At 72.8% G+C, this 19,271-nt stretch carries 22 protein-coding genes; 11 read left to right on the top strand and 11 right to left on the bottom strand.

Annotated features, from left to right (window positions below):
• From PINTE_RS14405 to cls, 3 genes are all read left to right on the top strand, one after another.
• Positions 1–676, top strand: a 676-nt coding sequence (locus tag PINTE_RS14405; RefSeq protein ID WP_068432039.1) for an SGNH/GDSL hydrolase family protein, incomplete at its 5' end; no start/stop codon positions are given.
• 78 nt (positions 677–754) lie between these two features.
• Positions 755–1,108: an arsenate reductase (glutaredoxin) gene (arsC, locus tag PINTE_RS14400; protein ID WP_068432036.1), complete on the top strand. Its 354-nt coding sequence runs from the start codon at positions 755–757 to the stop codon at positions 1,106–1,108.
• Entirely contained in the window at positions 1,105–2,568 is a 1,464-nt protein-coding gene (gene cls, locus PINTE_RS14395; RefSeq protein ID WP_068432034.1) for a cardiolipin synthase, read from the top strand. The genes arsC and cls overlap by 4 nt, the downstream gene beginning before the upstream one ends.
• 10 nt (positions 2,569–2,578) lie before the next feature.
• On the opposite strand, the gene PINTE_RS14390 is transcribed toward cls, so the two are convergent.
• The 5 genes from PINTE_RS14390 to PINTE_RS14375 all read right to left on the bottom strand — a co-directional run bounded on the left by PINTE_RS14390 (position 2,579) and on the right by PINTE_RS14375 (position 7,696).
• Positions 2,579–3,868, bottom strand: a complete 1,290-nt coding sequence (locus PINTE_RS14390; protein WP_157087265.1) for a S1C family serine protease — start codon at positions 3,866–3,868, stop codon at positions 2,579–2,581.
• A gap of 271 nt (positions 3,869–4,139) precedes the next feature.
• Positions 4,140–4,301 (bottom strand): hypothetical protein, encoded by a 162-nt coding sequence (locus PINTE_RS22785; protein ID WP_157087264.1) that lies wholly within the window; start codon positions 4,299–4,301, stop codon positions 4,140–4,142.
• A 111-nt stretch (positions 4,302–4,412) separates the two neighbouring features.
• Complete coding sequence (locus PINTE_RS14385; protein ID WP_306304863.1) at positions 4,413–5,609, bottom strand: hemolysin family protein; 1,197 nt, start codon at positions 5,607–5,609, stop codon at positions 4,413–4,415.
• Complete coding sequence (locus PINTE_RS14380) at positions 5,606–7,006, bottom strand: hemolysin family protein (RefSeq protein ID WP_068432030.1); 1,401 nt, start codon at positions 7,004–7,006, stop codon at positions 5,606–5,608. Before PINTE_RS14380 ends, PINTE_RS14385 begins: the two co-directional genes overlap by 4 nt.
• Positions 7,007–7,222: 216 nt before the next feature.
• Positions 7,223–7,696 (bottom strand): GNAT family N-acetyltransferase, encoded by a 474-nt coding sequence (locus PINTE_RS14375; RefSeq protein WP_217996597.1) that lies wholly within the window; start codon positions 7,694–7,696, stop codon positions 7,223–7,225.
• 179 nt (positions 7,697–7,875) lie between these two features.
• Here PINTE_RS14375 and PINTE_RS14370 point away from each other — a divergent pair, with 179 nt between their 5' ends.
• The 3 genes from PINTE_RS14370 to PINTE_RS14360 all read left to right on the top strand — a co-directional run bounded on the left by PINTE_RS14370 (position 7,876) and on the right by PINTE_RS14360 (position 11,005).
• Complete coding sequence (locus PINTE_RS14370; RefSeq protein ID WP_068432027.1) at positions 7,876–8,352, top strand: NUDIX domain-containing protein; 477 nt, start codon at positions 7,876–7,878, stop codon at positions 8,350–8,352.
• Between the two features lie 551 nt (positions 8,353–8,903).
• Positions 8,904–10,298 (top strand): DHA2 family efflux MFS transporter permease subunit, encoded by a 1,395-nt coding sequence (locus PINTE_RS14365; protein WP_245642957.1) that lies wholly within the window; start codon positions 8,904–8,906, stop codon positions 10,296–10,298.
• A gap of 257 nt (positions 10,299–10,555) precedes the next feature.
• Entirely contained in the window at positions 10,556–11,005 is a 450-nt protein-coding gene (locus tag PINTE_RS14360; protein ID WP_084343617.1) for a DUF2218 domain-containing protein, read from the top strand.
• Between the two features lie 111 nt (positions 11,006–11,116).
• On the opposite strand, the gene PINTE_RS14355 is transcribed toward PINTE_RS14360, so the two are convergent.
• On the bottom strand, positions 11,117–11,428 hold the full coding sequence (locus tag PINTE_RS14355) for a DUF6489 family protein (RefSeq protein WP_174524020.1): 312 nt from the start codon (positions 11,426–11,428) through the stop codon (positions 11,117–11,119).
• A gap of 199 nt (positions 11,429–11,627) precedes the next feature.
• On the opposite strand from PINTE_RS14355, the gene PINTE_RS14350 reads away from it, so the two are divergent.
• Together PINTE_RS14350 and PINTE_RS14345 are read left to right on the top strand one after the other, a co-directional pair.
• Entirely contained in the window at positions 11,628–12,365 is a 738-nt protein-coding gene (locus PINTE_RS14350) for a P-loop NTPase family protein (RefSeq protein WP_306304861.1), read from the top strand.
• Between the two features lie 118 nt (positions 12,366–12,483).
• Entirely contained in the window at positions 12,484–13,044 is a 561-nt protein-coding gene (locus PINTE_RS14345) for a PaaI family thioesterase (RefSeq protein WP_068432046.1), read from the top strand.
• Positions 13,045–13,416: 372 nt separating this feature from the next.
• Here the strand turns inward: PINTE_RS14345 and PINTE_RS14340 are convergent, their stop codons facing one another.
• Together PINTE_RS14340 and PINTE_RS14335 are read right to left on the bottom strand one after the other, a co-directional pair.
• Positions 13,417–13,830, bottom strand: a complete 414-nt coding sequence (locus PINTE_RS14340) for a VOC family protein (protein WP_068432042.1) — start codon at positions 13,828–13,830, stop codon at positions 13,417–13,419.
• A gap of 99 nt (positions 13,831–13,929) precedes the next feature.
• Entirely contained in the window at positions 13,930–14,856 is a 927-nt protein-coding gene (locus PINTE_RS14335; protein ID WP_068432023.1) for a sulfite exporter TauE/SafE family protein, read from the bottom strand.
• Positions 14,857–15,334: 478 nt separating this feature from the next.
• Here PINTE_RS14335 and PINTE_RS14330 point away from each other — a divergent pair, with 478 nt between their 5' ends.
• Positions 15,335–15,889, top strand: coding sequence for a hypothetical protein (locus tag PINTE_RS14330; RefSeq protein WP_157087263.1), 555 nt, complete (start codon positions 15,335–15,337; stop codon positions 15,887–15,889).
• Positions 15,890–15,926: 37 nt separating this feature from the next.
• On the opposite strand, the gene PINTE_RS24775 is transcribed toward PINTE_RS14330, so the two are convergent.
• A complete protein-coding gene (locus tag PINTE_RS24775; RefSeq protein ID WP_068432016.1) occupies positions 15,927–16,502 on the bottom strand; it encodes a sensor histidine kinase in 576 nt (191 codons plus the stop codon).
• On the bottom strand, positions 16,499–17,215 hold the full coding sequence (locus PINTE_RS22005) for a HAMP domain-containing protein (protein WP_157087262.1): 717 nt from the start codon (positions 17,213–17,215) through the stop codon (positions 16,499–16,501). Before PINTE_RS22005 ends, PINTE_RS24775 begins: the two co-directional genes overlap by 4 nt.
• A gap of 277 nt (positions 17,216–17,492) precedes the next feature.
• Here PINTE_RS22005 and PINTE_RS14315 point away from each other — a divergent pair, with 277 nt between their 5' ends.
• Both PINTE_RS14315 and PINTE_RS14310 read left to right on the top strand, forming a co-directional pair.
• Positions 17,493–17,897 carry an alanine racemase gene (locus tag PINTE_RS14315; RefSeq protein WP_084343615.1) on the top strand — a complete coding sequence of 135 codons (405 nt, stop codon included), beginning with the start codon at positions 17,493–17,495 and terminating at the stop codon, positions 17,895–17,897.
• Positions 17,898–18,014: 117 nt separating this feature from the next.
• Positions 18,015–18,866: a nitroreductase family protein gene (locus PINTE_RS14310; RefSeq protein ID WP_068432008.1), complete on the top strand. Its 852-nt coding sequence runs from the start codon at positions 18,015–18,017 to the stop codon at positions 18,864–18,866.
• Position 18,867: 1 nt separating this feature from the next.
• Here PINTE_RS14310 and PINTE_RS23290 read toward each other — a convergent pair.
• Positions 18,868–19,271, bottom strand: a 404-nt coding sequence (locus tag PINTE_RS23290; RefSeq protein WP_444543861.1) for a THUMP-like domain-containing protein, incomplete at its 5' end; no start/stop codon positions are given.

Raw genomic sequence — 19,271 nt, 5'->3', positions numbered from 1 at the left:
GCGGGCCACCCTGCGGGTCGTCGGGCTGGGCGACTCGGTGCCCTCGGGCGGGGCGTGCGGCTGCACCCCGTACGTCCAGCTGGCGGCCCGGCGCATCGGCGCGCTGCAGGGCCGGCCGGTCTCGGTCGTCAACTGGGCCAGCGCCGACGACACCCACCGGCTGCTGCGCACCGTCTCCAGCCCGGCCGTGCGGCGACAGCTCGCGCCCAGCGAACTGGTCATCGTGCAGGCCGGAGCCAACGACTTCTCCGCAGCCCGCATCAGCGCGTGCTCCGATCGCATCGAACGCTGCTACGGCCCCCAGATCCGGGCCATGCGCCGGCGGCTGTCGACCGCGCTGAGCCGGATCTACCACCTGCAGCGCAACGCCCGCGCCGAGGTCGTCGCCGTCGGCTACTGGAACGTCTTTCGCGACGGCGCCGTCGGCCGCTCCCTCGGCCCCGCCTACGTGCGCGGCTCCGACCGGCTGACCCCTCGCGTCAACGCGGCCATCGAGGTGGCGGCGCACGCCGCGGGCGCCCGCTACATCGACGGCTACCGCCCGTTCAAGGGAGCCGGGTCGCGCGACTGCACCGCGCTGCTCGCCGCCGACGGCGACCACCCCAACGCCGCCGGGCACGAGGTGCTGGCCCGCTCCCTCGTCGCCCAGCTGGGGCGGCTCGCCCGCCGGTTGTAGGGAGACGACGCAGGGGCGACGACCACTCGAGCTCTATCGAGCTGAGGCCGGAGCCGGTGCCACCCCTAGGGTGAGCGCATGGCTGACGTGACGATCCTGCACAACCCGCGCTGCTCGACCTCCCGGCACGCGCTCGCGGAGGCCGAACGGGCCGGCTCCGAGGTGGAGATCCACGACTACCTCAAGCGCCCGCTCGACGAGGCCGAGCTGCGCGACCTGCTCGCCAAGCTCGAGGACGCGCCGACCGACCTCGTGCGCCGCGACGCCGCCTTCAAGGAACTCGGCCTCACCGACTCCGATGTGCGCAGCGTCGACCAGGTCGTCGCCGTGCTCACCGAACACCCCCGGCTCATGCAGCGCCCGGTGCTGGTGCGCGGCGACCGGGCGATCATCGGCCGCCCGAAGGACCGCGTGCCCGAGTTCCTCGCATGACGTTTGCCGCGTTTCTCAGCACGGCGTTCGTGGTGATCGAGTACGTCATCAAGATCGTCGCGATCGGTGTCGTGCCGGAGAACCGCCGCCCGTCGTCGTCGACCGCGTGGCTGCTGCTCATCCTCTTCCTGCCGGTCGTCGGGCTGCCGCTGTTCCTGCTGCTGGGCAGCGCGACAATCAACCGGCGCCGGCACCGCATCCAGGGCAAGGCCAACCAGCTGCCCGACGAGGGGCTGGCCGACCGGCCGACGATCCCGGCCGGGTGCGAGCCGCCCCCGGGCATCGGCTCGCTGCTGCACCTCAACCGGAGGCTGACGAGCCTGCCCTGCGTGACCGGCACCTACGTGGCGCTCTACGACGACTACGCGGAGTCGTTCGCCGCGATGGCCGCGGCGGTCGACGAGGCCCAGCGCTACGTCGACGTCGAGATCTACATCACCGCCTGGGACGACACGTCGGCGGTGCTCTTCGCCGCCCTGAGCCGGGCCGCCTCCCGCGGGGTGCAGGTGCGGCTGCTGCTCGACCACATCGGCTCGCGCAAGTACCCCGGCTTCAAGCACCTCGGCCGGCGGCTCGACGACGCGGGCATCCGGTGGCGCTACATGCTGCCGATCGACCTGCTGCGCGGTCGGTTCCGCCGCGTCGACCTGCGCAACCACCGCAAGCTGCTCGTCGTCGACGGCGACGTCGCGTTCATGGGCAGCCAGAACCTCATCGACTCCTCCTACCTCATGCCCGCGAACGTGCGCGCCGGGCGGCACTGGCACGACGCGATGATCTGCGTCCGCGGCGAGATCGTGCGGCCGATCGAGGCGGTCTTCGTCGTCGATTGGTACACGGAGACGGGTGAGCAGCTGCTCGCCGAGCGCACCGAGGCGATCCCGTCGGCCGTACCGGTCGGCGGCCCCGGCAACGCCTTCCAGCTCGTGCCGTCCGGGCCGGGGTTCACGACGGAGCCGAACCTGCGGCTGTTCACGAGCCTCATCCACGCCGCGCAGGAGCGGATCTCGATCTGCAGCCCCTACTTCGTGCCCGACGAGTCGCTGCTGGCGGCCGTCACCACCGCCGGGTACCGCGGCATCGACATCGAGCTGTTCGTCAGCGAACAGGCCGACCAGTTCATGGTCGATCACGCCCAATCGTCGTACTACCGTGCGCTGCTCGAAGCCGGGGTGCGGATCCGGCGCTACCCCAGCCCGGCGGTGCTGCACACGAAGTTCCTCGTCATCGACGGCCGCGTCGCCGTCATCGGCAGCAGCAACATGGACATGCGCAGCTTCGGGCTCAACTACGAGATCAGCCTGCTCACCTTCGGCGGCGACGCCGTCACCGCCATCGACGACCTCGCTGGCCGATACCGCACCCAGTGCCGCGAACTCACCCTCGCCGAGTGGAACGAGCGCCCCTACCTGCAGCGCTACCTCGACAGCGTCTTCCGCCTCACCTCAGCCCTGCAGTAGCCACCCCCACCTACGACTGGGCGGTGAGGGTGGCCGTCGCGTCGCGGGTCGAGCCGTCAGAGGCGGAGACGGTGAGCCTCACCGTGCTGCCGACGGCCAGTCCGCGGACCGCGCCGACCAGACCGTCGGCGCCGTCGATCGCGCGGCCGTTGACCGCGGTGACGACGTCACCGGTCTGCAGGCCCGCGTGGGCGGCGGCCGAGCCCGGCACGACCTGCTGCACACCGGCTCCGGAGACCGTGGCCGACCCGCTCTTGACCGTCGCGTCGGCGACACTCACCCCGAGTGAGGCGTGCTGCGCGCTGCCGCTGGCGATGAGCTGGTCGACGACCGTGCCGACCTCCGCGACGGGGATCGCGAAGCCGATGCCGATGCTGCCGGCCTGGCCGCCGCCGGAGCTGAGCGAGGCGATCGAGGAGTTGATGCCGACGAGGTTGCCCGCGGCGTCGACGAGCGCGCCGCCGCTGTTGCCGGGGTTGATCGCGGCGCTGGTCTGGATCGCGTCGGTGACGACCTCCTGCGCCGGTGCCTGGGCCGGCGACTGGCTCCCGAGCTGGTCGGAGCCGGCGGAGTCCGAACTGATCGCCTGCGTGGTGACCGGTCGGTCCAGGGAGCTGACGATGCCGGTGGTCACGGTGCCGGACAGCCCGAGCGGGTTGCCCAGGGCCATGACGGGGTCGCCGACCGCCAGCGAACCGCTCTTCGCGCGGCCGATCGGTCGCAGGTCCTTCGGCGGGTCGGTGAGACGCACGACGGCGAGGTCGGTGGTCGGGTCGGTGCCGACGACCTTCGCCTCGTACGTCGTCTGCGCGCCGAGCCGCACCTGCACCGTGCCGCCCGCGCCCGCCGCCGCGACCACGTGGTTGTTCGTGACGATGTCGCCCTTGCCGTCACAGACGACGCCGGACCCCTCGTCGCCGCCCTGCGCGCTCTGCACCGCGATCGCGACCACCGACGGGGACGCCTTCGCCGCCACCGCCGACCAGTCCGCGCCCGTCACCGCATTCGGGTCGGCGTTCGGGCCGGCGTTCGGCGCGCTCGTTTCGGCGCTTGCCGTCAGGCCGGTACCCGCCGTCCCGGAGGCGGTGTTCACCGCGCCCGCGACCCCGTAGCTCACACCGCCTCCGACGGCCGCGGCGAGCGCGGCCACCGTCGCCAACTCGACCCACCGCCGGCGCCGCGGCGCGTCCGCGGGCGCGTGCTGCGTCGACTCCGGGGTGACGCCGGGCGTCGTGCCGGCCCGGTCGTCGGCCGCGGTAAGCGGCTGGGTGGAGTAGGGCGTTTCGGTGTGCGTGGGCACGGCGGCCTCCTGAAGCCTCGGCGTGGCGATGTGGCGCACTGCGCGTCGAGGCGACGATGCTCCGTCCGACTGGACGAGCGCTGGAGAACCCCACACGGTTCACTGGAGAAACGCTATGCGGAACCTATGAATCCGCACCCCGCCCACTCACACCCGGCCGAAGGCTGCCCTTTCGGCCGAGGGCTATGGCTGTAGCACGAGCCCTCGACCGAAAGGGCAGCCTTCGGCCAAGGGGTGTTGGGGGCGGCCTTCGTCGGGGGTGGGGGTGGGGTCAGTTGTCGGGGGAGGGCTTGGGGACGGCGACCTGTTCGACGACGATCCGGCGGCGGCGCCGGACGACGCCGGTGAAGATCGCGGCGGCGGCACCGGCCAGGCCCAGGACCGAGCCGAAGATCCAGGCGAAGGCCGAGGGCTCGTTCTCGCGTGACGTCATGAAACCTCCGGTCGAGCGGCGAGCCCGTCAGGGGCCCGGGGGAGCGGCAGGGAGCGGTCGAACCGGCGCCGGGCCACGGGGCACGCGGCCACGCGACCCCGGCGCCGACCCTTACTGTGCGCCCTGGTCGGGGCGCGGAGCAACGGTGGCCCCGCTGTCACCCGACGCGACGGTGGCCCCGCCGCGGCCCGACGCAACGGTCGCCTCGGGCGCGGATTGTGCGCCGGGGCCGGACGCCACGGTCTGCGCCTGACCGGGGGCGCTGGCGGCGGTGCCGGTCGCGGGACGACCGGCCTGATCGGGCTCCGGGGCCGTCGGCAGGATGCGGGTGAGGATGTCGCCGAGGGTGATGACGCCGGCGGTCTTGCCCTGCTCCTTGACGATGATCAGGTGGTTCTTCGTCTCCCGCATCGTCGCGAGCGCCTCGTGCACCGGGGTGCGGGCGGCCAGCTCGAAGACGGGCCGCGCGAACGGCAGCGCGGGCTCGCTGATGTCACCGGCCGACAGCGTGTCGCGCACGTGCACGACGTGCGTGAAGCGGGTGCGGTCGCGCAGCAGCACGCGCAGGTGCCCGGAGCGCCGCGCGAGATCCTGCACCTGGCGCACGTTGGCGCCGATCGGCAGGGCGGTGGGCGCCGAGCGCGGCCGCACGAGGTCGCGCAGGGTCAACTCGCGCAGCTCCAGCGCACCCTCGATCTGGGTGCGGTAGCTGGCCTCGAGCGCCCCGACGTTGGCCGAGTGCTCGACGAGCTGGCGCAGCGCGTCGGGGTCCTGACCCGAGGCCACCTCGTCGACGGGCTCGATGCCGACGAGCCGCACGAGCCGGTTCGCCGACGTGTTCAGGGCCCGCAGGATGGGCCGGGTCAACCACATGAACCCGCGCATCGGGATCGCGAGCAGGATCGCCGACCGCTCGGGGTGGGCGATCGCCCACGACTTCGGCATCATCTCGCCGATCACCAGGTGCAGGAACGTCGCGACGACGAGGGCCAGCACGAACGCGGTGATGTCGGCGACCCGCGCGTTCAGTCCCCAGTCCGACAGCAGCGGCGCCATCGCGTCGTGCAGCGCGGGTTTGGTGATCGCGCCGAGCGCCAGCGTGCAGGCGGTGATGCCGAGCTGGGAGCCGGCGAGCAGCAGCGTCAGTTCCGCCGAGCTGCGCAGCGCGGCCCGGGCCGACCGGGAACTGGCGGCCGCCTCCTCGATGCGGTGCCGTTTGGCCGAGATCAGCGAGAACTCGATGGCGACGAAGAAGGCGCTCAAGCCGATGATGAGCACCGTGATCGCCGCGGTCATCCACCCGTTCACGCGTCCTCACCCCCGTTGGCGCCGTTGCCTCGGTTCTGCGGCAGCAGCTCGTCGGGCAGCGTGAGCCGCACCCGACTCGGCACGTGCCGGTCGACGTCGAGTACGACGACCTGCAGGAAACGCGTCGGCGGCGGCTCCTCGAGCGCGTAGTCGCCGGGGTCGTCCGGCAGCGCGATGTCGAGCCGGGTGCCCTCCGGAGGCAGCCCGCCGAACTGGTCGATGACCAGGCCGGCGACCGTCTCGTAGCTGCCGCGAGGCAGGTCGATGTTCAGCGCCCGCTCGACCTCGTCGACGTGCACGTCCCCGGACATCACCCAGATGCCGTCGCCCTCGACGGGCTCGTACTCCGGCGCCTCCGGGTCGTGCTCGTCGGTGATCTCGCCGACGAGCTCCTCGGCGAGGTCCTCCACCGAGAGCACCCCGGTCAGTCCGCCGTATTCGTCGACGACGCAGGCGAGTTCGTTGCGGGACTCGCGCAGCATGCGCAGTGCCTCGGGCAGCGCGGTCAAGTGCGAGATGACCAGCGGCGGGCGCATGATCGTCGTCAGGGAGTCGGTGTGCGGGCGGTGCGTGGCGAGCACGTCGGCGAGCTGCACGATGCCGATGACGTCATCGGTCTCCCCGGTCAGCACCGGGTAGCGCGAGTGGCCGCCGGCCATCTTCTCGCGGACGCCGGCGATGTCGTCGTCGTCGCGCAGCACGTCGGTGCGGGACCGCGGGATCATCGCGTGGGAGACGGTGCGCCGCGGGAAGTCGATGATCCGGTCGAGCATGACCGACAGTTCCTCCGGCAGGTCGCCGCTCTCGCGGGAGTCCTCGACGATGTGCTCGAGGTCGCGGGCGGTGGCGGAGTGCTCCACGTCGTGCACCGGCTCGATGCGCAGCAGCCGCAGCAGCGTGTTGGAGGCCTGGTCGAAGATCCAGATGAACGGGCCGAGGATGCGCAGGTAGATGCTTGTGCTACGCGACAACCACAAGGCCAGCGGCTCCGGGCGGGCGATCGCGACGTTCTTGGGGAACAACTCGCCGAAGAGCATCTGCACGACCGTCGAGAAGCCGATGGCGATCACCGCGCCGAGCCCGACCGAGATGAACGTCGGCACGCCGACGCCGCCGAGCATCGACCCGATCGATTGGCCGATGAGCGGCTCGGCGACGTAACCGACGAGCAGGCCGGTGACCGTGATGCCGAGCTGCGCGCCGGACAGCATGAACGAGGTGCGGCGCGTGATGGCCAGGGTGCGTTCGGCCTGGTCGTCGCCCGCGGCGGCCTTGGCGCCGAGCCGCGAGCGGTCCACCGAGATGTAGGCGAACTCCTGGGCGACGAAGTAGCCGGTGGCCACCGTGATGACGAACACGACGAGCACGCCGCCGAGGAGGGCGAGGAATTCGGTCACGACGTCGGCCTCGCGCGGTGCGGGGCGCGGTCCGCCGCGGAGGCGGGGAGGTCGGCCGGTTCGGAATGGTCAAACGGGTCAGGGCGTCTCGGCAGGTCCATGGCTCATTCTGCGGATGGGGTCGGGGCGCGCCCGCGGGAGGCGTGACTCCACGGTAGGGCGTGAGGAGCGCCGGAGGCGAATTCCGTCACGTCGGACATCGCGCCTCCCGCGGTCTCACAGCTCCCGCGTCATGTACACGCTCAACGGGTCGTGGGTGTAGTCGGCGAATGGCCCGCACACCGCGAAACCGTGCCGCTCGTACAGGCCGCGCGCGGGGACGAAGAAGTCCTGGGCGCCGGTCTCGAGACTGAGCCGGGCGTACCCGGCCGCGCGCGCCTGCTCCAGGAGATGGGCGAGGAGCCGGGCGCCGACGCCGCTGCCGCGGGCCGCCCGCGTCGTGCGCATCGACTTGATCTCGGCGTGACGCTCGTCGAGGGCCTTGAGGGCGGCGAAGCCGAGCAGCTCCTCGCCGCGCCACGCCGACCACAGGGTCATCCCGGGGCCGACGAGGGCGTCGAGGCCGAGCGCGTGCACGCTCTCCGGCGGCGACGTCGCGTACATGTCCTGCAGGTGCTCCGCGACCAGCGCCCGCACCGCCTTCCGAGACAGGTCGTCCCGTTCGATCCGCACGTGGGTGGTGTTGGTCATGGCATCCAGCCTGCCAAGGACCGGGCGAACGCTGCCAAGGGCCGGGCGAACGCCCGTGCGCGGTCTCAGCGCGCCGTCGTCGTCAGCCCCGGCCCCTCCAGCCGAGCCGCGGCAGTCGTCGCACGACCCGCCGCGGGGTGGTGTCGCCGGCGGCGCCGACGTCCGCGAGGATCGGTGGCATGGCACGCACCTGGTCGGCCCCTCCCGTCGTCGCCGCGTCCGCGGGGGCGCTGATCCGCGACCCCTCCGGGCGCCTGTTGATCCTCAAGCCGACGTACAAGTCGGGCTGGACCCTGCCCGGCGGTGTCATGGAGGCCGACGGCGAGACCCCGTGGGACGCCTGCCGCCGCGAGGTCCGCGAGGAGACGGGGCTGACCGTCTCCGCGGGGCGGCTGGTCTGCGTCGACACCCGGCCCGCCAAGCCCGGGCGCCTGCTGGGGCTGCGGTTCCTGTTCGCCTGTGAGGCCGACGACGCCGACGTGCGCGGGGCGATCCGGCTGCAGGCCTCCGAGATCGAGCAGCACCGGTTCGTGCCCGACAAGACCGCCGTGAAGCTGTTGCGGCCCGCCGTGAGCCGCCGGGTCCGCAGCGTGCTCGACGACCCGTCCCGCTGCCGCTACCTCGACGACGGCCGGCCGGTCGACGGCGTGCTGTAAACCGCCGACGGGGCGGGCTCGGCCGAGCGCGGCGATCGGGCCCGCGACCGGGGCAGGGCGCGCCCTCGGCCTCCGCAGGTGGGACGCGTGCTCCAGCCGCGAGGCGGGCGCGCATACTGTGGAGGCACCCGCACCGCTGCGCGCTCGCGCGGCCGAGGCGCAGTTGTCGCGACGACCGTCCGCCTCCGTCCCGCCCGGCGTCGCTCGTGGACCCGAGCCCTCCCGGCAGATCCGCTGAGCCGCCGGCGAACCCACCTGATCCAGAGCCGTCCAGAGCCGCCCAGAGCCGCCCAGAGCCGTCCAGAGCCAGCCAGAACCAGCCAGAACCAGCCAGAACCAGCCAGAACCAGCCAGAACCAGGAGCGCCCGTGACCGATCCCGGCGTCACGCCGGCCACCGCGCCGTCCGCCGTCTCCGCCCCGTCCGAGCCGTCTGAGCCGTCCGCGTCGTCGGGGCGGCCTCGGCAGTCCCCGCCCGGCGCCGCATCGGCTCCGACGGGCCTGCCCGCGAACCCCTGGCCCGCGCTGTGGGCGCTCGTCCTGGGGTTCTTCATGATCCTCGTCGACTCCACGATCGTCTCGATCGCGACGCCGGCGCTCATGCGGGCGTTCGGCGCCGACATCACGGCCGTGCTGTGGGTGACGAGTTCGTACCTGCTCGCGTACGCCGTGCCGCTGCTCATCACGGGCCGTCTCGGCGACCGCTACGGCCCCAAGCGCATGTACCAGAGCGGGCTCGTCGTGTTCACGCTCGCGTCGCTGTGGTGCGGACTGTCCGGCTCGATCGGCATGCTCATCGCGGCGCGGGCCGTGCAGGGGTTCGGCGCGGCGATGATGACGCCGCAGACGATGGCGGTCATCACCCGCACGTTCCCGGCCGACCGGCGCGGCTCGGCGATGGCGCTGTGGGGCGCGACCGCGGGCGTCGCCACCCTGGTCGGCCCGGTGCTCGGCGGCGTGCTCATCGACCACCTCGGCTGGGAGTGGATCTTCTTCGTCAACGTGCCCGTCGGGGTGCTCGCGTTCGTGCTCGCGTGGCGGCTCGTGCCGCGGCTGCCGACGCACGCGCGCAGCTTCGACTGGGTGGGCGTCGTGCTCTCGGCGTTCGGGCTGTTCTGCGGGGTGTTCGCCATCCAGGAGGGCGAGTCGCACGACTGGGGCACGATCTACGGACCGATCTCGGTGCCGCTGCTGCTGGGCCTGGGCACCGTCTCCCTCGTCGTCTTCGTGTGGTGGCAGAGCCGCACGACGCGAGACCCGCTGGTGCCGCTGAGCCTGTTCCGCGACCGCAACTTCTCCCTGGCCAACATCGGCATCACGACGGTCGGTTTCACGATCACCGCGATGATGTTCCCGTTCACCATCTACGCCCAGCTCGTGCGGGGGCTCTCGCCGACGATGGCCGCGCTGCTGCTGGCTCCGCAGGCCGTCATGTCGATCCTGCTCGCGCGGCCGGTGGGGCGGCTCGTCGACCGCACCCACCCGCGGGTCCTCGGCGGCATCGGGCTGTTCGGCCTGTCGATGTCGGTGCTGCTGCTCGCGTGGCTCATGCGCCCGGACTCGCCGACGTGGGCGATCCTGCTCGCGGCCGTCGTGCTCGGCGCGACGAGCTCGCTGGTGTGGGGGCCGCTGTCGACGTCGGCCAACCGCAACCTGCCGATGGCCCTCGCCGGAGCCGGAGCCGGCGTCTACAACACGACCCGCCAGATGGGCTCGGTGCTCGGCAGCGCCGCGATCGCCGTGCTCATGGCCTCGCGGCTCAGCGCGCACCTCGGCGCCGGAGCCGCCTCCGCGGGGGAGATGCAGGCGGGCGGCGGCGGGCTGCCCGCGCCGCTGCTGGAGCCGTTCGCGCGGGCGCTCGCCGAATCGATGCTGCTGCCGGCCGCGGTCGTGCTCGTCGGGTGGGTCGCGACGCTGTTCTTCGAGAAGCCGCGCCACCTGCGCTGAGCGGTCGAGTCGCCGACGTCCGGCCGGTCACCGACCCCTCGCGCGGTGACCGGCCGGACGGCCCGGACCCCCTGTCTCCGGGGCGCCGCGGGCGGGGCTTGGGGATTCGCCCCCCGCCCGCGGTCGAGGCCTGTGGTGACCTCGTGACGACCACGCTACGGAGGCCGACTCTCGCGCCGCTCTCGCGAACCTCACAGGAGCCTCACGACCGGCCGACCGCCGGCCGCCCGCGCGGCCGTGCAGGCGACAATCGGCCCATGACGTCACCCGACTTCGACGGGCCCGGCGACCGCCTCGGCGCCGATGCGGCCCGCGACTCCTTTCGCGATCCCATCCCCGGCTCCGGCGCGCCCGACTCGCCGGCGCCGGCGGATCCGCCCGTGTCCCAGGCGGTCGTGGCGACGAACCGGCCGGCCCGGTACGGCAAGCAGCTCGCGTCGCACCTCGGACGCCGCGCGCGGGCGGAGTGGGACGAGCGGGCCGAGCGCGGCACCGTCGCCTTCGGCGACTCCGGCGATCACGCCGTGCTGACCTGCCGTCCCGGCGAGCTCGTCATGGCGCTGAGCGCCGCTCCGGAGGCCGTCGAGCGGCTGGAGGACGTGCTCGGGCGCCACCTCGTGCGGTTCGGGACCCGCGACGAACTCGTCGTGCAGTGGCACCGAGCGGACGGCAGCGTCGGCTCCCGTCAGGAGAACGCGGGCGAGTGAGCCGGGTGAGTGCTCGGGTGAGTGCTCGGTGCCTGGCCTCCCGGCAGCCCGACGCCGGCGTGGCGGACTGAGCCAGGCGAGTGAACGAGGCCGTCTTCGCCCGGTGAATCCTCAGCTCTCCGAGTCCTCCTCGGTTCGCCGACGCCGCGAACTGGTGCCGCGCGCCCGGCCGCCGGCGGCACTGGCCGCGCTGGCCGCGCCCTGCGCGGCGTTGGTGAACGCGCCGAGGAACGCCTGTTGCATGGCCCCCATCGGGGCCATCCACTCCTTGAGGAGCGTGGTCGGCGAGATCTGATCCATCGAGGCGATCATCCGGCGCTGCATCTCCTCGAGCACGGCCTGCTGCATCGGCTCGACGTCCGGTAGTCCGAAGAAGGTGCGCATCTCTTGGGGCGTGCAGTCGATATCGACGGAGATTTTCACGGTGCCTCCCGGGCCTCCCTGAACAGGTCGTCGTCTCACGCTACGCCGACCACGGCGAATCCCGCATAACCGCATGTCCATGTGTGGAGTTACGGGGTGCCCGGCGCCGCTCTTCGGGGTGCCGAATAGCGTGGTAAATCTGCCGCGTCTGCGCGGCGGATCTTCCCACTATCTTCGGGGCCGCTGGTAGACAGGGTGGGTGACCGCGCCCCCGACGCCCGGGTCTGGTGGTGCCCGCCCGGTGCCGCCATCCGCCTGGGCTCGCGCCGACGTCTCGGGGGCCGCCCACGTCGACGTGGACGGCGACCTCACGGTGCTGCCCACCTCGCCGGCCGATGCGCCGGCCGACGCGCAGATCGATGCGGGGCCGCCGCCGCTCTCGCAGCGTGGGCCCCGCCGGATCCTTGTCGCGGGCTCATCGGGCTCGGGAAAGACGACGCTGGCGCGGCGCATCGGCGTGACGCTCGACATCCCGCACGTGGAACTGGACGCGCTGTTCCACGGACCGGGATGGACGCGGCTGCCCGACTTCGAGGAGCAGGTGCGACTCCTCGTCGCGCAGCCCGCCTGGGTCACCGAATGGCAGTACACCCAGGCGCGGCCGCTGCTCGCCCGGTCCGCCGATCTGCTCGTGTGGCTCGATCTGCCGCGAGCGGTCGTCATGCGCCAGGTCGTCGCGCGCACGGTCTCCCGCCGGCTGCGCCGCACGCAACTGTGGAACGGCAACGTCGAGGGCCCGCTGTGGCGGGCGGTGGTCCGCCGCGACAGCATCATCCGCTGGGCCTGGCGCACGCATCACCAAGCGCGAGAGCTGGTGCGGGGGTTGGCCGCGCAACGCCCCGACCTGCCGATCGTGCGTCTGACCAGCCACGCGCAGGTCGCCGCCTGGGTTGAGCAGCTGACAGCCGGGACGCAGGACCCGCAAGCGGGCAGCTGAACCCGCCGTGTGGCTGGGCGCGGGGACGCGGAGTCACGGGGCGGCCGGGCCCCGCGGCGTTCGGGCAGTGGCTGCCGACGGCCTGCGCGAGGCCGCCGTCATCGGCCACAGTGGCCGGATGAGCAGCAACAGCGCCGTGTCGCCCGGCGAGGCCTTCCAGGACCACTATCCCGACGACGTCGCCGCCTGTTTCGGCTGCGGACGACTCAACCCCGACGGGCACCACATCCGCACCACCTGGGACGGCGACCAGACCGTCACGCGGTTCACCCCGGCTCCGGAGCAGACGGCGGTGCCCGGTTACGTCTACGGCGGGCTCATCGCCTCGCTCGTCGACTGCTCCGGCACCGGCTCGGCCGCCGGGGCCGCCTACCGCGCGGCGGGCCGCACGATGGGCGATCCGAACGACACCGAGCCCCCGCTGCGCTTCGTCACGGGTCGACTCGAGGTCGACTACCTGGCGCCGACGCCGATGGGTGTCGAACTCGTCGTCCGCGGGCAGATCGAGGAGATCACCGCCCGCAAGGTCGTCGTCGCGCTCACCGTCACCGCAGCCGACGCGGCGGCCGACAAGGAGGCCGACAAGGAGGCCGACAAGGAGGCCGACGCGGCGGCCGAGGCGGCGGTGGCGCGCGGTCGCGTCGTCGCCGTGCTCCTGCCCCCGACCATGGGCGCCTGACGCCCAACGTCCCTGAGAACTGCGTGTCGTGATCAGGACTGCGGTTCGTGTCGCAGTCCTCACCGTGACGCGCAGTCTTCACGGACGGGGGTGGTCACGGCGGCCGTGGCCCCGGCGGTCAGCGGGGGCCACGGCGCTCAGCGGGCGACGGCGCGGCCCCAGCCCGGTCCCTCGAGACTGCTCGAAGACAAGCATCTCTGTGCGGTGTCCACTCACGAGTGGACACTCGGCGGGTCGGTTGCGTCTGTGCAGGTCAGCGACCTGCGGATTGGTCGAGGTTGCGGGATTGTCCACTCGACGCGCGTCGAGTGGACAATCCCGCACCAGGCTCGGTTCCGCTGACGGCCCCGCTACCGCCTGAAACAGCCCGCGTCACTCCCCGGGGTAGGAGTCGATGTTCCAGAGGTTGCCCTCGGGGTCGGAGACGGTGACGGTCCGGCCGCCGTAGGGCGGCTCGGTGGGTCCGGCAACGAGCCGGCCGCCGGCGTCGAGGGCGCGCTGGAGGGCGGCGTCGACGTCCGCGTCGGTCGGCACGACGAGGTTGCACGCCGACACCCCTGGGCGCGAAGCGAACCCGGCCGGGTCGTCGGCGCGCACGGAGCCGAACATGACGCCCCCGTTGTCGCGCCACTGGAACTGGGCGTGCACCACGACGGAGGGGTCGTCGGGGTCGCGGACGACGAGGCGCTCGGTGAAGCCGAGGGCGCGCAGGAAGGCGATGCCGGCGTCGGCGTCGCGGAAGCACAGGCAGTGGAAGAGCTGCGGTTTGGTCTCGGTGGTGTTCATGTCACCAGCGTGGGCGCCCGCACCGGAGTCGGTCTTGAAGAAAACGGCGAGGGCCCCGGTGGAATGCACCACCGGGGCCCTCGCCGAGCGCGAGAAGTGTCAGGCGCGCTCGTTGGCCGACTCGAACTCCTCGGCGCGCTCCTGCTCCAGCGCCTGCTCGCGGGTCTCGGCGCGGTAGGCCCGCACGGAGTACGCGATGGCGGCCACCCAGATCACGGCGATCACCGCGTAGGCGATCTGCAGCACGCCGGCGGAGGCGTCGATCCAGTCGCTGCGTAGCAGGGTGCGCACGTTGGTGAAGACGATCAGGCCGCCGACGGCGGAGCCGAGCAGGCGCGGCGGCACGTGCCGCACGAGCCACGCGGCGATCGGGGCGGCGATGAGGCCACCGATGAGGATCGCCAGCGCCATCGACGGAACGATCGCGCCGCCGCCGAGGCCGAAGAAGAAGCCGACGCTGGCTGCGACCGCGACGAGGAACTCGCTGGTGTCGATCGAGCCGATGACCTTGCGCGGCTCCATGCGGCCGCTGGCCAGCAGAGCCGGGGTGCCGACCGGTCCCCAGCCGCCGCCTCCGGTGGCGTCGACGAACCCGGCGAACAGCCCGAGCGGGCCGAGGAACCGGCGACGCAGCGGCTTGCCGAGGTGCCGGGTCGAGACGCCCCGGAACGTGAAGCGGATGAGGATGTACGTGCCGAGCGTGAGCAGCACGAGCGCCATGATCGGCGCCGCCGCCTCGGTGGACAGCCACGACAGGAACGTCGCGCCGAGGAACGCGCCGATCGCGCCGGGGATGCCGACCCGGGCGACGACCTTCCAGTCGACGTTGCCGAAGCGCCAGTGCGAGGCGCCGGAGGCGAGGGTGGTGCCGATCTCGGCGAGGTGCACGGTGGCCGACGCCGCCGCCGGGTTGGTGCCGATGGCCAGCAGCAGCGTGGTCGAGGTCACGCCGTAGGCCATGCCCAGCGAGCCGTCGACGAGTTGCGCGCCGAAGCCCACGAGGGCGAGAAGAACAAGAGCAGGCATGGATGATCCTTGGGGGAGGTCTGACGGATGTGGGGCGTATCCGACGGCTCGGGCTCAGGGGGTGTGCCGCGGCCCCGATCGGGGAACTGGGCGGCGGAGCCCGGCGAGTCGCGTCAGTCTCGACAGAGAGCGCTGGCCACGCGCAGCAGATCGACCGTGCGGCGCGAGATCAGGCTGACAGAGCGCGTCATCGGAAAGTCCTTGGGTGAGAACAGTGACGTCGAAACCGGCGACGGCCCAACTATGACACAACCTTATGGATCAACAAATCGACCGTCATACATGATGAGACAGGTCGGGATTGCGGGCGTTGCGGCGTGTGTGAGCTCGCTGTGAAGTCATCGGGGCACACTGTGGGGCAACACCGAGGCTCGGCGCCGAACCGCGCCAATCGTCGCAGGTCGACGGTTCCCCGCGCGCCGGCCGTCAGGCTCGAGCACGGTCGGACACGACCCCGCACGCTGAGAGGAGGCAGCCCATGTCGGTGAGTTCGGCACGCCCGTCCTTTCGCGCAAAGCTGCGGCGCGCGCTGACGGTGGCGGCCCTCTCCGGAGGCGGGGCGGCCTGCCTGGCAGCCTCGATGTCGGCCTGCAGCGTGGCCGACAGCGCGCCTCGAATGCACCCGCAATGGACGGCGCAGACCGCCGAGGACCGCATCGCCGCGCGCGCCGAGGTGACGTACATGGCCGAGTGCGACCCCGACTCCCGGGTCAAACGGCCGTCGTCGTTCGTGCTCTCCTGCGCCGACGGCAACGAGGTGCTCGAGGGTCTGACCTGGCGCGGGTGGGGGGAGAACGAGGCCGTGGGCGCGGGCGAGGTCGTCACCAACGACTGCAGCCCGAGCTGCGCCGAGGGCAAAGACATCAGCTTCCCGGTGCGGGTCGTCGCCGACCAGCTCGTCGAGGACGAGGCGGCCGCCACCTACCGGCGACTCACCGTCACCGTCGAGGGTCAGGGAGCCGGTGAGGCCAACCAGCAGGTCTACCACCTGCCCGGCGTCGGTCCCGGCGTCGAGGTGAGCCCGACCGGCTGAGGCGGGGCTGGCGCCCGTGCCGCGCCACCGCTCCGCGCTACCCGCGATTCGGCGCCGACCCCGGCTCCTCGCCCGGCCCCGTCACCGAGCCTGTCGACGGGCCCGTCACCGGCTCCGTCGGCGGCAGCTCGACCCGCGCGCACGCCCCGCCCTCGGCGCGGTTGCTGAGCCGCAGGTGCGTGCCCATCGCCTCGGCGTGCTTGGCGGCGATCGTCAGCCCCAGGCCGCTGCCCTTGCCGCGCGTGAACGTCGCGAACCGACGCGGACCGTCGGCGAGCAGCTCCTGCGGATACCCCGGCCCGGAGTCGGTGACGCTGATCGTCGTGCCGCGCGCCTCGACGCGCACCGGCGGCGCCCCGTGGGCGAGGGCGTTGCGGGCGAGGTTGCCGACGATGCGTTCGATGCGGCGCGGTTCGCCCCGGGCCACGCCGGCCCGCCGCACGTCGAGGTCGAGCTGGTCCCCGTACGGCTCGAGGCAGGTGGTGAGCACCGCGCCCAGGTCGCAGTCCTGCCAGTCGACGGAGGCGGTGGGCGCGTCGAGCCGCGAGATCTCCAGGAGATCTTCGACGAGCCGGCGCAGGCGCGCGACCTGCCAGCGCACCAGCGTGCTCACCTCGTCGCCGGGCAGGAGTTCGGCGGCGCTGACGAGTCGGTGACGGGGGAGCGCAGTTCGTGCGCGACGTCGGCGGTGAAATGCCGCTCGATCTCGAGCCGGTGCTGCAGCGCGAGCGCCATGCGGTCGAGCGCGGTCGTCAGCAGCGCGACCTCGTCGCGGCCGGGCTGCGCGGCGCGGCGTTGCGGATCGCCGGCGGCGATGGCGACCGCCGCCTGCGCCCCGGCCCGCAACCGCCGCGACAGCCACGTGCCGACGAGCCAGCCCAGCACGGCGGCGATCGCGGCACCGAGGGCGGCGGCGCGGCCCCACGCCCAGCGCAGCTCGTTGCGCTGATCGGCGAGTTCCTGCCCGGAGAGCCGCACCGAGAGCACCTCGCGGCTGTTCAGCCACCGGGCCGCGTACATCGTCTGCCCGTCGAAGAACGTCACCTGCTCGACGCTGGCCTCCCCGAGCGCGGACGGCAGCGCGGGGTCGTTGACGGCCGCGCCGAAGCGCAGCGCGCCGCGGCTGTCGTAGAAGACGACCGCCGCGTCGAGCCGGTCGAGGGCCTGGGCGCGCAGGCGCTCGCGCCCGTCGACGGCCGCCGCGTTGTCGACGACCGCGCCGATGACCACCGAGACCCCGATCGCCACCAGCGCCACGCCCGCCGCGATCCGCAGCCGCAGCGACTGCCACCAGCGCACCGCCGGAAGCGTCGTCGTCCCCGTCATCCCTCCCCTTCCGCCGCTTCTGCCCCCGCCCGGATCCCCGTCCCATCGTGCCACCGCCCCCGGAGGCGGTGCCGCAGCCGAGTCCGCGCCCGGGCGTAGCCAGGCCGCAACCAGGCCGCAACCAGGCAGCCGCCCTCCGCACCCCGCGCCCCCGCCCCGGCCGCCGAGCCAGCCGAGTCTGCGGCCGCCCGCTGCGTCCGCCCGCCCGCTGCGTCCGCCGCCGCGCCCGGTCGCAGCCGCCCTGTCGCCCGACAGCGGGCTGCTGTTGAATCCAGGCATGCCCACCTCGATAACGTCGGACCGACTCCCGCGCCCCACTCCGTTTCTCGCCCTCGATGTGGCGACGATGCGACACAACATCACGGCGATGCAGGAGCGGGCCGCGGCGGTCGGCGCCGACCTGCGCCCGCACGTCAAGACGCACAAGTGCCTCGAGATCGCGCGCCTGCAGGTGCAGGCCGGGGCGCGGGGGATCACGGTGGCCACCGTCTCCGAGGCGGAGGCGTTCGCGCAGGCGGGCTTCGACGACATCTTCATCGCCTACCCGCTGTGGGTCGACGCGGCCCGCGGCGAGCGGCTGGCCCGCCTGGCCGTCGCGCCCGAGCGCGCCGCCTGGTGGCGCGACCGCCTCCGCCGCTGCCACGCGCTGGTGCATCGACAAGCAAGGTCAGGTTGCAGCTGACGGAGGCGACCTCATCTTCCTCGAGTCGGGAACGCGATCGCACTCGTCGCGAGGGACTGTGCAAGTGTGGCGCAGCGACGCCGCAGCCGGTGGTGTCGGCGTCCCGAGGAGGTATGAGTGCCCACCGCGAGCCATGACGACCTGCTGAACGCCCGCTACGGCAGCCAGGTCAAGCCCGACAACATCATCTGGAATGCCCAGGTGGAGCAGCTGATCGCCCACAAGTCCGTGCGAGCGTTCTTGCCCGATCCGCTTCCTGACGGCGCGCTGGAGACGATGGTCGCGGCGGCGCAGTCGGCCTCCACTTCCTCCAACCTCAACCAGTGGAGCGTCATCGCCGTCTCCGATGCGACGACTCGGGAGCGGCTGGCCTATCTGGCCCGTGAGCAGCGTCCGGGCCAGCCTGAGGGCGCCGGGGTCAACGAGTGGATCGCGCAGGCTCCGACGGTGCTGCTGTGGGTGCTCGACGGCTCGCGCAACCACGAGACGGCCAGCGCCCAGGGTGTCCCGCGGGAGGTCTTCGACTACCTCGACTCGTTCCTCATGGGCGCAGTGGACACCGCGCTGGCCGCGCAGAACGCCGTCGTCGCCGCGGAGTCCATCGGATTGGGCGTCACCTACCTGGGCTCGATGCGCAACCGCGCCGAGGAGGTGGCCGAACTCGTCGGATTGCCCCGGCACAGCATCGTGGTCTTCGGGATGGTCGTCGGTCGTCCCGACCCGCAGCGAGACACCAACGTGCGCCCTCGCCCCGCGCAGAACGTCGTGCTGCACCGCGAGCGCTACAACGAGCGTCCCGACGGCTGGCTGGCGGCCTATGAGCGGGCCTATCTGGAGTTTCGGACCGCCTCCGGGATGCGCCCCAAGACCTGGGCCGACGCCATCGGGGGCAGCGTCAGCTACGAGTACATGGACGGACGGCAGAACCTGCGCCGCACCCTGCAGGAGCGCGGCTTCGGCCTGCAGTAGCTCACACCGGGTCGACGAGCAGGGTGACGGAGCCGCGGAGAGTGCGGGTCAGCACGAGGATGCCCTCGGTGCCGCCGCCGGGCAGGCGAAGCTTGGCGCGAAAGGCGTCCGGGTCGACCGAGGTGCCGCGCTTCTTGATCGTCACCCGCCCGATTCCCTGCGCGCGCAACGCCGCCCGGGCCGCCTTGGGCGCGGCCGGCAACACCTCCCGGATGACGTAGCGCCGGGCCCACGGCAGGTCCACCTGTGCCCCGGACACGACGTACCCGGCATCCGGTCCGACCTCGGCGCCGTCCGTGGCCTCCGCCAGGGCGTCGACGCGTCCGGCCCGCACCACGGCCCGGTCGGGGTCGTACAGCTGCACCCCCGGCTCCGGCGGCACCGACCCCGGCGGCGCGGGAGCCG

The sequence above is a fragment of the Piscicoccus intestinalis NBRC 104926 genome, assembly GCF_001515525.1.
Lineage (GTDB): Bacteria > Actinomycetota > Actinomycetes > Actinomycetales > Dermatophilaceae > Kineosphaera > Kineosphaera intestinalis.
Note: the sequence above shows the minus strand (reverse complement) of the source record. Positions and strands in the feature narration are given on the sequence as shown.